The sequence below is a fragment of the Streptococcus sp. KHUD_013 genome (genome assembly GCF_052588545.1).
On record NZ_CP186264.1, the window covers coordinates 131,091 to 143,083 of the forward strand.

The following is an 11,993-nucleotide window of genomic DNA, read 5'->3' on the forward strand; positions in this document are numbered from 1 at the left end:
TGACATAAAGGAATGGAATATGGGAAAAAGATTATTTGATAAGAGAAATCGATTTGGCATTCGCAAACTATCAGTAGGGGTTTGCTCTGTAGTCGTAGCGACTTGTTTTTTAGGAGTCACTACCAGTTATGCAGAGGAACAAGCTGAGAGGAGTGAGACTCGTGAAGAACGAGTCGACACAAGTGATGTCGAGCATCAAGGGGAGGAGGGAAAAACTGTGAAAGACCACCAAGAAGAATCAGAACATTCCTCACCCGTAACGAGTGAGAAAGAAAACCGAGCAGTCAGCCAAGGGACAGAAGCAATTCAACCAGTAACATCTTCAGATGAGGAACCTGAGATTGCAGACTACGGTCCGCTTCCTAGCAAGGCCCAAATGCAATACCATCGCGGAGAACTGGCAGCCTTCATCCACTTTGGGATGAACACCTACTACGATCGTGAGTGGGGAGATGGGCAAGAAGACCCTTATTATTTCTATCCAGAGCATCTGGATACCGATCAGTGGATCAAAACCCTGAAAGACGCTGGCTTCAAACGGACCATCATGGTCGTCAAGCACCACGATGGTTTCCTCTTGTACCCTTCTAAATACACCGACCATACCATTGCCAAAAGTGGTTGGAAGGAAGGAAAAGGCGATATCCTAGCCGAAGTTTCGGCTTCTGCTAGCAAGTATGACATGGATATGGGGGTCTACCTCTCCCCTTGGGATGCTCACAGCCCGCTCTACCATGTGGATACAGAGGACCAATACAACGAATACTATCTCAACCAGCTCAAAGAAATCCTTGAAAATCCTAAATATGGAAACAAAGGCAAATTTGTTGAAGTCTGGATGGATGGAGCGCGTGGCGATGGGGCTCAAAAAGTAACCTATACCTTCGATAAGTGGTTTGACGCCATCCGTAAAGCCCAAGGGGATATTGCTATCTTCTCAGCTGAGCCCACCAATGTTCGCTGGATAGGAAATGAAAAGGGAATTGCTGGAGATCCAGTTTGGCATAAGGTCAATCCGGATAAGATTCGCAACAATCCATCCAATAGCTATCTCAACCATGGAGATCCAGAAGGGAAACAATACTCAGTTGGAGAAGCGGATGTTTCCATTCGCTCTGGCTGGTTCTACCATGACAATCAAGAGCCTAAGTCCCTGCGTGAATTGATGGACATTTACTTCAAATCTGTCGGTCGTGGGACGCCACTCTTGCTCAATATTCCACCCAATCAAGATGGGAAGTTTGCGGACGCCGATGTGGCTCGTTTGAAAGAATTCCGCCAGACTTTGGACCAACTCTACAGCGTGGACTATGCAGCGGGCGCTTTGGTAGAAGCTGACTCGACACGGCGCAATTCGCATTACGCAGCTAGCCATTTGACAGATGGCGATGAAAAGACCAGTTGGGCACCTGCCGATGATGCTAAGACCGGCTCTTTCGTGCTCGACCTTGGAAAAGAGCAACATTTTGATGTAGTAGAGCTCAAAGAAACCATCGAGAAAGGCCAACGGATTTCCGGTTTCACCATCGATGTAGCGGTGAATGGCCAATGGGTTCCTTTTGGGGCTGGGTCAACCGTTGGATACCGCCGTTTGATCAAAGGGCAACCAGTTGATAGTCGCTACCTCCGAGTGTCAATTACTGATGCCCAAGCCACTCCAATCTTGAACGGTGTCTCTGTCTATAAGACACCAGCCAGCATCGAAGAAACCGATGGCTATCCGCTTGGTTTGACCTATCATTCCGATCGAACAGCTGATCGGGCCAATAGCCAATGGAATGAAGAGGGAGAAGGCGTTCGAGGCACCTCTATGTGGACCAAGGAAGCGGGAGCTTCTGCAACCTATCAATTCGAAGGGACCAAGGCCTATGTGGTCGCAACTGTAGACCCAGGTCATGGGGAAATGGATGTCTATGTCGATGGGCAAAAACTAGCGACGGTCAATACCCAAAGTCCAACTCGCAAACGCAGCCAAAAGGTTTATGAAACACCAGATTTGAAAGCAGGTTCCCATACCTTGACCTTGGTCAATAGCAAGGGAGATGCTATCGCAACGGAAGGGATTTATGCCCTCAATAACCAAGAAAAAGGCCTCTTTGAGTTTGCTCAGCCAACCTTAGCTGTTAAAAAAGGAGAGCCAGCGCAAATCGTCGTCAAAAGAAAAGGTGGCTCTAAAGGAAGTGCCAGTCTTAAGTTAATCACAGAACCAGGAACAGGGGTTCATGGCAAGGTCTACAAAGATACCAATGTCACCCTTGAGTTCGCAGATGGCGAGACAGAAAAAACAGTCCAAGTCCCAACCCTTGATTTTGCAGGAAAAGCGACCGATGTCTATGACTTTAAGGCCAAATTGTTGCATCCGGATCAAGGCAGCCTGGTCGGCTTTATTCCAGAACTGACAGTCCAAGTGATGAACGAGGACCTACTTCCAGAAAATCGCAAAGAAGTGGATGATCAAGATCCAAAACTGCACTACAGCCAAGGCTGGAATCATGAGACGGACAATCGAGACTTCTCAAATGGAACGGAATCTTGGTCTAGCTTCAACCAAGTAACCGATGAAGAAGGAAAGAAACACATTGATGTGACCATCACCTTCAAGGGAACTGGTGTGGAAGTTCGAGGAGTGGTTGATCCAAGCCATGGTCTCTACAGCGTCACCCTAGATGGAAAAGAAATGGCCTTTGAAGAAGGGCGTGGTCATGACTATGAGATTGAAGGCGACCATTACTTCAGTGGCTATGGAGATCAACGCAAACTGGACCAGAGTTTGGTCAATCTGCAAGGTCTAGCAAAAGGCTACCACCAATTACGTCTGCACTTGGATCCGTCTCTCAATGATCCTCAGTCATCTAGAGCCATCCAGGTAGACCGCTTTATCCTATCAGGAAAAGATAGTCAGTTGCTCAGTCAAGAAGAGCTCCAACAGGTTATCAAAGAAGGAGTAGAAAAAATCAAGGCTACTTCTCTCGATCGCTTGAAAGCAAATCTCAAATCAACTGTTCAAGAGCAATTGACGGAATTGACTCAGTTGTTGAATCAAGAGCGACCAGATTTGGTTGCTACAGCGAATCAAGTGGAAGCCCTTGAGACCATCTTAGAAGATGCTCATAATTATGAACCGCTGACGCAGACACGCCCAGACGAAGGTGTTCGGGATTTGATTCTTGAAAAGCCAGAACTTCTCATCGAAGCGGAGGAGATTCCATTTGAGAGTCAAACGCGTGAAAGCAAGGACTTGGCCAAGGGCGAAAGCCGGATCCTTCAAGCAGGGAAGGTTGGACGCCGCTTGAAGTTGATCGAGGTTCGACAAGAAGAAGGCAAAGAAATTCGGACAGAAGTCGATGCCTTTGTCGAAGTGGAAGCCCAGAACCAGATTACAGAAGTCGGAACAGGAGTGGTAGAAGAACATCCTGTGACACCTGATCTACCGACTCCAATAACACCTGTAACTCCAAGTAAAGACTTACAAGTTCATGCACATCATTCAACAGTAGAAGATAAAAAAGAGAAAGAAACTCCGGTTCTTCTGAAAGAGACGATTCCAGAAGTAACTGCTGTTTTGACTGCCGAGCATCCAATAGTAGAAGAGGTTGAAAGCCCTTCTCTACAACCGGAAGGTAAACTGCCACAGACAGGATCAGAGAAGGCAAGTTTCTTAGCCTGGATGGGACTTTTCGGCTTAGGCTTCTTAGGCGGAAGAGTAAAATTCGCTCGTCGAAAATCCTAATGCTCCTTCTATAAGAGGTTAGCAATCGCTAGCCTCTTTTTTGTTTCTTCTGGCTACCAGTAAGGGGGATTCAGATTCCATCTGGACGTAGTCTTTGCTTTATTTACAGGCGTAAAAATTGTATAATAGTCAGATAAGGTCAATAATGACATCATGGATGATGAGACCATTTTTTATCCTCTGAAGCAGAGAGCTCATCTAGAATGAAACCATCAGAAAGGAGCATCATGGCAAGTAAAAATACATCAGATAGCATCGAGGCCTATATCAAGTTGCTACTGGCTCAAGCAGGAATCGCTGAGCTCAAGAGAAGCGAATTAGCGGATGTTTTCCAAGTTGTTCCTAGTCAAATCAATTATGTGATTAAGACCCGCTTCACCGAAAGTCGAGGCTACATCGTAGAGAGCAAGCGTGGAGGCGGAGGTTATATCCGGATTGGCAAGATTCAATTTTCAGACCAACACCAGATGCTAACAGAGCTTGGCGCAAGCATTGGAGAACAGATCAGTCAGACTGTATTCTGTGATATCCTCCAGATGCTATTTGAAGAAAAACTCCTTACAAAGAGAGAAGCAGAGCTCTTGTCAGTGATGACAACAGACGAGGTTTTGGGAAGTGAAGCCCATCGCTTACGATCCAATATCCTACGAAAAATTATCCAACAAGTCGATAGAAAGGGAATGTAATCTCCTTATGAACTATTCAAAAGCCCTATTAGAAACGATTGAAGCCGCTCAAATCTTGGCGGGTCATTTTGATTCCCAAACCCTAGATACCTGGCATATCCTAGTGGCCCTAGCAAATAACCCCTATAGTGTAGCTGGTTCCGTCTTAAGTGACTATCCTATGCAGATTGATGATTTTCAAGACGCAGCTGAGCACATCACGGGCCAAGTCTACCAACGGGATGGTCGCTATGAGGTATTTCCTTTTTCTTTCCGTGTAGAAGAAATCATGAACCGTTCCCAAGAGATTGCCCAGGCAGTCCATGCCAAAAGTCTTGGAACAGAGCATGTCCTCTTGGCGCTCTTACTAGAGCGGGGAACCTTAGCTTCTCAAGTGTTGGAGTATGTGGGCTTCCGCTATGATGATCAGGAAGATGGCATTAAAATCGTCGAACTTCGTAAGAGTTTGGAACAACGAGCAGGTTGGGACAAGGAAGCTGTCAAGGCTATCCGTTCTCTCTATCGGTCCCAGCAACCAAATCGTCAAACCATGGGAAATATGATGGGCATGCCAGCCTCTACCAGCGGTGGTTTGGAAGACTACACCCGAGATTTGACAGAAATGGCTCGCAATGGCAGTTTGGAACCGGTGATTGGTCGGGGGCAAGAAATCTCGCGGATGATTCAGATTTTGAGCCGCAAAACGAAAAATAATCCAGTCCTCGTTGGAGATGCCGGTGTCGGAAAGACTGCTCTGGCTTTGGGCTTGGCCCAACGGATTGCCAGTGGAGATGTCCCAACTGAACTTGCTAAGATGCGTGTCTTAGAGTTAGACTTGATGAATGTTGTTGCGGGAACGCGTTTCCGTGGGGATTTTGAAGAGCGGATGAACAACATCATCAATGATATTGAAGAAGATGGCCATGTCATTCTCTTCATTGATGAGCTCCATACCATTATGGGATCTGGATCAGGGATTGACTCCACCTTGGATGCAGCCAATATCTTGAAGCCTGCCTTGGCTCGCGGGACCTTACGGACCGTAGGAGCGACTACGCAAGAAGAATACCAAAAACACATCGAAAAAGATGCCGCTCTGTCACGCCGTTTTGCCAAGGTTTTGATTGAGCAACCGTCTGTTGCGGATAGCATTGCTATTTTGCAAGGGCTCAAGAAGACCTATGAGCGTCACCACCGTGTCCATATTACGGATGCAGCCATTGAGACAGCCGTTGTCTATGCCCATCGTTATTTGACCAGTCGCCTCTTGCCAGACTCAGCCATTGATCTTTTGGATGAGGCGGCAGCGACTGTACAAAACAAGGGGCCTCAAGCGGGTCTTCAGTCCGATTTGACAGCTGCCGATCAGGCCTTGCTCAAGGGACAGTGGAAAAAAGTTGCTCAGTTACTAAAAGAAGACGCCAGTCCGAAAGGCTATCAGTTAGAAGTCAAGGAAGAGGATATCCTGAAGACGCTCAGTCAGCTTTCTGGCATTCCTGTGGAGAAACTCACCCAAACAGCGGCTAAGAAATACCTTGAATTAGAAGCGGAACTTCATAAGCGCGTGATCGGTCAGGATCAGGCCGTCTCAAGTATTAGCCGAGCGATTCGCCGTAATCAGTCGGGTATTCGGTCTCACAAGCGACCAATTGGTTCCTTCCTCTTCCTCGGTCCGACAGGAGTCGGGAAAACCGAGCTAGCCAAGGCGCTTGCTGAGGTCCTCTTTGATGACGAGTCCGCTTTGATTCGCTTTGATATGAGTGAATACATGGAGAAATTTGCGGCTAGTCGTCTCAACGGAGCTCCTCCGGGTTACGTTGGTTATGAAGAAGGTGGTGAGTTGACGGAAAAAGTCCGCAACAAACCTTATTCAGTCCTCTTGTTTGATGAGGTGGAAAAAGCCCATCCAGATATCTTTAACGTTCTCTTGCAAGTCTTGGATGACGGTGTCTTGACCGACAGCAAGGGACGCAAGGTGGATTTCTCCAATACCATTATTATCATGACGTCAAACTTGGGAGCTACTACTTTACGAGATGATAAGACAGTTGGTTTTGGAGCCAAGGATATTCGCTTTGACCAAGCCAATATGGAAAAACGCATCTTCGAAGAGTTGAAGAAGACCTATCGACCAGAGTTTATCAACCGGATTGATGAAAAGGTCGTCTTCCATAGCTTGACCAGTGACCAAATGCACGAGATTGTCAAGATTATGGTGAAACCGTTGGTTCAATCCCTAGCAGAGAAGGGCATTGCTCTGAAATTCCAGGCGTCTGCCCTTAAATGGCTGGCAACTCACGGATATGATCCAGAGATGGGAGCTCGACCTTTGCGTCGAACTATCCAGACCCAGGTGGAAGACTACTTGGCAGAGATCCTCTTGAGAGGAGAAGTGGCTGAAGGTCAAACCCTCAAGGTAGGTGTCAAGTCTGGTCAGCTTAACTTCACGATTGACTAGGAGGATATGCAGTGCCTCTCAAACGCTTGACCCGAATCACCCTCCTAGCAGCACTCTGTGTGGTGTTGCGACAAGCTTTTGCCTTTCTACCCAATGTCCAACCCATTAGTGCCATCTTCTTTTTGCTGGTGCTATTCGAAGACTGGCCATTCGCCTGTTTGGTGATGGCTGTCACTATGTTTACTTCAGCCTTTCTCTTGGGGATGAGTCCAGTGGTAGTCGCTCAGATTCTAGTCTTTGCCCTCCTCTTGACTCTTTGGCGAGGGCTTTGCCACCACTTGTCTTTGGAAGTCCAAACCCTAGTGGTCGGCATCTTATCCTTTCTCTACGGGATGTTGATTGATAGTGTTTATGCTGTCCTCTATCACATGCCTTGGTGGACCTATGCTCTGGTAAATGGCTTTAGCTTTAACCTAGCCCATGCCCTTTCCACCGCTTGTTTTTATCCTTTACTTTATGTCATATTTAGGAGATTGTATCATGAAAAAAACACTTTATAGCTTGTTTACTGTCTTAGCGGCTCTTGTCTTGGTTAGCTGCGGACAAAGCACACCATCAGCTACGAAAAACTCAGCTTCTAGCTCACAAGTAGCAAAAGAAAAAGAAAGTACCATTACGGTAAGTATCGCCCCTGAAGGGCAAGAAGCTCAAAGCAAGACCCTAAAGGTTGCAGAAAAAGCCAACTTGATGGAAGTCCTTAAAGGCAACTACAAAATTGAGGAGAAGGGTGGCCTCATCACCTCGATCGATGGAGTAGCCCAAGACGAAAGCAAGGGGCTCTATTGGATGTACAAGATCAATGGAGAGATGGCACCAAAAGGGGCAGCAGAGACCACTGTCCAAGATGGAGACACTATCGAATTTTATCAAGAAGTCTATCAATAAGAAAAAGAGTGAATGCTTGGACTAGGACTCCATGGGTTCACTCTTTTTTTGAAACTAGTTTCTATTTTTTATAAGAATTGTGAATCCTCTTGACGTCCCTATAGATAAATGTTACAATTATATTACAAAATGTAACAAATGTTACAAAAGAGAGGTATTGCCATGAAAATGAAAGGAACCTTATTTAGTCTATCCACCCTTGCTCTAACAGCTGCTCTTCTCTTAAGCGGCTGTGGATCAGAAAAGAAAAAGGAAACCAGTCCATCTTCAACTAATAAAATTGCACAAGTAAAACAAAGTTCTACGAGTAAAAAAGAAGAGAAAAAGGCTATAAGCAAAACCACACAAAGCCAACAAAGCGCAGAGGTGGCAGCATCTCCTACCATCGCTTCGAGCGAGACACAAGCGAGCCAAAAAAGTCCGTCAACTCCGGTGACACCAAGAGTTCCAGAAGCCAGTCAAGGCCTGGTTCCAACTCCTTCCAAAGAAACAAAACCAGCAGTGAACTCAGCACCAGAAAAACAAAAACGTCCTAGCTTGGAGGAAGGTCGCACGAGTGCTAAAGAGCAAGCCTCTAAGACAGAGAACCCACGCTATAAAGGTGTGTTAGCTTATGCCTCAGGGGATTATTCTACAGCAGCAGGTAGTTGGACCGATGGTCGCGATACCGGCGTAACAATTGGGCAAGGAGGTCAAGTGACCATTCAAACTCCAGGTGGCGATGCAGTGGGCTATACGATTGGAAGCTATGAATACAACTTGGATCATGGTCATTATCATGCTGGCTTGATTTCCACTCAAGATGGATCTACAGCTAGCTTGGATATAGTCGTCGGTCAAGATGGTCAAGTGGCAAGTGTTCAAGTGGCTGAAAATGGACATGCGCACGCCTTGGTTCGGGAATAATGACTCGCCATTAAGAAATATTAAAAAAATGATTGAAATCAGAGGTTCAATTCTGTATAATAACATACAGAGTTGGATCTTTTTAATTTTTATTTTATAAAAATATATTTTTTTATAAAAAAGTATTGACACTGGCTAATTATAGTTTATAATAAAAGTATAAGCAAAGCATGTTTTGAAATAATAATACAAAGGAGCCAGTAAGATGAAAGAAAAAGTGGCAGTGGTTTTTGGAACATTTGCCCCCCTTCATCAAGGGCATATTGATTTAATTCAACGGGCAAAGCGCCAATGTGACCGCGTTCGTGTAATTGTTTCTGGGTACAAAGGAGACCGTGGAGAAGAAGTTGGACTTCCTTTGCAGAAACGTTTTCGCTATATCCGAGAAGGTTTTTCAAATGATGAACTCACTCAAATATATAAACTTGACGAGACAGATCTTCCCCGCTATCCTTTGGGATGGGAGCCTTGGTTGAAAACAGCCTTAGAAACCATTCAATATCATGCAGAGAGAGAAGAGCTGATCTTCTTTGTTGGAGAGAAGGCTTACCAAGAAGAACTTGAAGCGCGAGGCTTTGAAGCCCGCCTGCAGGAGCGTCAGTTTGGCATCTCAGGAACCCTCATCAGAGAGAACCCGAGCAAATATTGGAAATATATTGCCCAACCCTTCCGTCGTCAGTTTACGAAAAAGGTTCTCATTATGGGTAGTGCTAGTAATGGGAAGACGACCTTGGCAAAGGATTTGGCCCGTTTCTATGATGCGCCAGTGAGCTTGGAATATGCTCGGGAGTACCAAATTAGAAATAATGTACGGGATGATGAACTAACACCAAAAGATTACTATTATCTCCTACTCGGACAATACGATCAAACCTCAAAATTAATCGATAGTAGTGCCAATCGTGGCTTAGTCATTGCGGATACAAATTCTCTGGTGACGAAGGGCTATTACGACTACTATATGGAAGTAGAAGGCCAAGAGACCGGTATGACGGATACCTTTGACAATCTCTTTGTCAGCATCTTAGCTAAGGAAAAGTGGGATTTAATCTTATTTGTCCAACCTATTGGCTCCTATGTTAATGATGGTTTCCGTGATATGACCATGGCAGATGATGAAATTCGCAACAGTTTTTCAAATCACCTGGATTACCTCCGCCATCAATACCTCTCGGATATCCCTACAGCCTATCTCGGGCAAGACTACTTGGGGAATTATGAAGAAGCGAAACGTGTCATCGATACGATTTATCAAGCTGATTAAAGGAGAAGCAACATGAAACGATTACAAGAAAAAATTCAAACATTTGGGGAACATTTAAAAAATGTCCATCGAGAAGCAGGCAAACGTGGCTTTGTAGGCATTATGAAACTCCTTTGGAAAGACCTGTTCGCTGGCCGCACATTGACACAATGGCTCTATTTGCTTGCTTTGTCCAGCGTGCCCTTTATCTTAGAATTTACCAATCAGGAAGCGAGTCATGATTGGTTGGGGCTCTTTGCATCCTGGACAGGAATAGTTTGTGTTATACTAGTAGCAGAAGGTCGGGCTAGTAACTATCTCTTTGGAGCAGTAAACTCAGCTATTTATTTAATCCTAGCCTTGAACAAAAACTTCTATGGAGAAGTCTTGACGACCTTGTATTTCTTCGTGATGCAGCCAATTGGTCTCTATGTCTGGTTGTCGAATCGGATCAATGATCAGGGGGAAGCGGAAGAATCTCATTTTGAGGCCAAGAAATTAAACCTAATGGAATGGATCAAGTACTTGGCCCTAACAGCTCTGATTTGGATCGGGATGGGCTACGCCTATAAAAGCATCCACAGCGCACGACCTTTCCGTGATAGTGTGACAGATGCGACCAATGGAGTCGGTCAACTTCTCATGACCGGTCTCTATCGTGAACAGTGGATTTTCTGGATTGCGACCAACCTCTTCAGTATCTACCTCTGGTGGGGAGAAAGCATCCATATTCAGGGAATGTATTGGGTCTATACCCTTAACAGTCTTGTCGGTTGGTATCAGTGGAGTAAAGCAGTGAAAAAGGAGGTTGCTTAGATGGCAACAATCAGCATTCCGGAAGGGATGAACGAAAAGGAATACTACGAGACGGTCGTCAGCGAGGAAGAATTCCTCCGTTGGTATAAGGAGCAGGATCATCCCACCTATGAAAATCCAAGCGTAACTGCCGATATGGTGGCCTACTGCTTTGTAGAAGGGCGCTTGAAACTCTTGGTGATTCGCCGGAAAACCCACCCTTGTCAGCATCGGGTCGCCTTGGTTGGAGGATTCTTGCAAAAGCACGAAGATGCTATCCAGGCTTGTATCCGTGAAGTCCAGGAAGAAGTTGGACTAGAATTGACCCCTCAAAAGGTCGAGCAACTAATGACAGTTTCTACTCCTGGTCGGGACCCTCGGGGTTGGGTCATTACCATTGCTCACTTGGTTTATTTGCCAGCTGAAGCAGTAGATATGGTCCGAGCTGGAGATGATGCCAAAGAAGTTCTCTTTCTCGATGTGGACTTCAAACATGGGGAATGTTCCCTAGATGGACGTGTCTTGACGGCTGAAGATTTTGCCTTTGACCACTATGAGATTGTCCAAGAATCTATCAAGCGGATCCAAGGGCGCTTGGCCTGGAATCCAACCTTCCTCCATCTCCTAGAAGAGCCTTTCACCGTATACGAAGCAACCGAGTTGGTGAATTTGATCCATCCAGATAAAGAAATTTTGACCAATAATTTCCTTGTAACCTATGGCTCTTACGTTGAAGAAGTGGGTGTCAAGCGGGTACCTAAGAAAAAACCACGCAAGACCTATCGCTGGAAAGAAAGCGAGTCTCAAGCGGATCAATAAGATACAAAAGAGGCTGGGACAAAAGTCCTAGCCTCTCAATTGTTTTTGGATTGTCGAGCAAGACGCAGTGGTTGAGTGGGCTCTACTACGCTGATTTCATCAGCTTTTACAGCCCTACTCAACTGTGCGGAGGTGGGACGACGAAATCGAATTCTAACGAATGACCGATTTCTGTCCCACTCTCTTTTTTGTTTTAGAAAGAAAAATTAAAAATAATGTCAAAAATAGTTGACATTTTATTTTTAAAATAATATACTATGGTCAAATATATACGACATAAATTAAAAGGAAGAAGCATGAATCGTGTAAAAGAATTCCGAAAGGAACTGGGAAAGTCCCAACTCGAACTTGCCAAGGATATCGGCGTCTCGAGGCAAACCATCAACATGATTGAAAACGACAAGTACAATCCTACCCTGGAACTCTGTCTCAATCTTGCTAGAAGCCTACAGACTGACCTCAACAGTCTCTTTTGGGAAGAAGAGTTTTAAA

10 protein-coding genes are annotated in these 11,993 nt (G+C 45.4%); all 10 read left to right on the forward strand.

Annotated features, from left to right (window positions below):
• The first annotated feature begins 19 nt into the window (after window positions 1–19).
• The 10 genes from ACOXXR_RS00580 to ACOXXR_RS00625 all read left to right on the forward strand — a co-directional run bounded on the left by ACOXXR_RS00580 (window position 20) and on the right by ACOXXR_RS00625 (window position 11,992).
• Window positions 20–3,730 carry an alpha-L-fucosidase gene (locus tag ACOXXR_RS00580; protein WP_445278527.1) on the forward strand — a complete coding sequence of 1,237 codons (3,711 nt, stop codon included), beginning with the start codon at window positions 20–22 and terminating at the stop codon, window positions 3,728–3,730.
• A 227-nt stretch (window positions 3,731–3,957) separates the two neighbouring features.
• Entirely contained in the window at window positions 3,958–4,416 is a 459-nt protein-coding gene (locus tag ACOXXR_RS00585; RefSeq protein ID WP_042361280.1) for a CtsR family transcriptional regulator, read from the forward strand.
• A 7-nt stretch (window positions 4,417–4,423) separates the two neighbouring features.
• Window positions 4,424–6,853, forward strand: coding sequence for an ATP-dependent Clp protease ATP-binding subunit (locus tag ACOXXR_RS00590; RefSeq protein ID WP_445278528.1), 2,430 nt, complete (start codon window positions 4,424–4,426; stop codon window positions 6,851–6,853).
• Between the two features lie 11 nt (window positions 6,854–6,864).
• The gene (locus ACOXXR_RS00595) at window positions 6,865–7,353 is read left to right on the forward strand and encodes an ECF transporter S component (RefSeq protein ID WP_342991651.1); all 489 of its coding nucleotides are present in this window, start codon (window positions 6,865–6,867) and stop codon (window positions 7,351–7,353) included.
• Window positions 7,334–7,738, forward strand: a complete 405-nt coding sequence (locus ACOXXR_RS00600; RefSeq protein WP_120701505.1) for a DUF4430 domain-containing protein — start codon at window positions 7,334–7,336, stop codon at window positions 7,736–7,738. The genes ACOXXR_RS00595 and ACOXXR_RS00600 overlap by 20 nt, the downstream gene beginning before the upstream one ends.
• Before the next feature lie 162 nt (window positions 7,739–7,900).
• Window positions 7,901–8,644 (forward strand): hypothetical protein, encoded by a 744-nt coding sequence (locus ACOXXR_RS00605; RefSeq protein WP_445278529.1) that lies wholly within the window; start codon window positions 7,901–7,903, stop codon window positions 8,642–8,644.
• Window positions 8,645–8,849: 205 nt separating this feature from the next.
• Window positions 8,850–9,908, forward strand: coding sequence for an AAA family ATPase (locus ACOXXR_RS00610; RefSeq protein WP_120701507.1), 1,059 nt, complete (start codon window positions 8,850–8,852; stop codon window positions 9,906–9,908).
• Between the two features lie 12 nt (window positions 9,909–9,920).
• Window positions 9,921–10,703 carry a nicotinamide riboside transporter PnuC gene (pnuC, locus tag ACOXXR_RS00615; RefSeq protein WP_445278530.1) on the forward strand — a complete coding sequence of 261 codons (783 nt, stop codon included), beginning with the start codon at window positions 9,921–9,923 and terminating at the stop codon, window positions 10,701–10,703.
• The gene (locus tag ACOXXR_RS00620; protein ID WP_195324221.1) at window positions 10,704–11,501 is read left to right on the forward strand and encodes an NUDIX domain-containing protein; all 798 of its coding nucleotides are present in this window, start codon (window positions 10,704–10,706) and stop codon (window positions 11,499–11,501) included.
• A 296-nt stretch (window positions 11,502–11,797) separates the two neighbouring features.
• Window positions 11,798–11,992 (forward strand): helix-turn-helix transcriptional regulator, encoded by a 195-nt coding sequence (locus tag ACOXXR_RS00625; RefSeq protein WP_306474334.1) that lies wholly within the window; start codon window positions 11,798–11,800, stop codon window positions 11,990–11,992.
• The last annotated feature ends 1 nt before the right edge of the window (window position 11,993 follow it).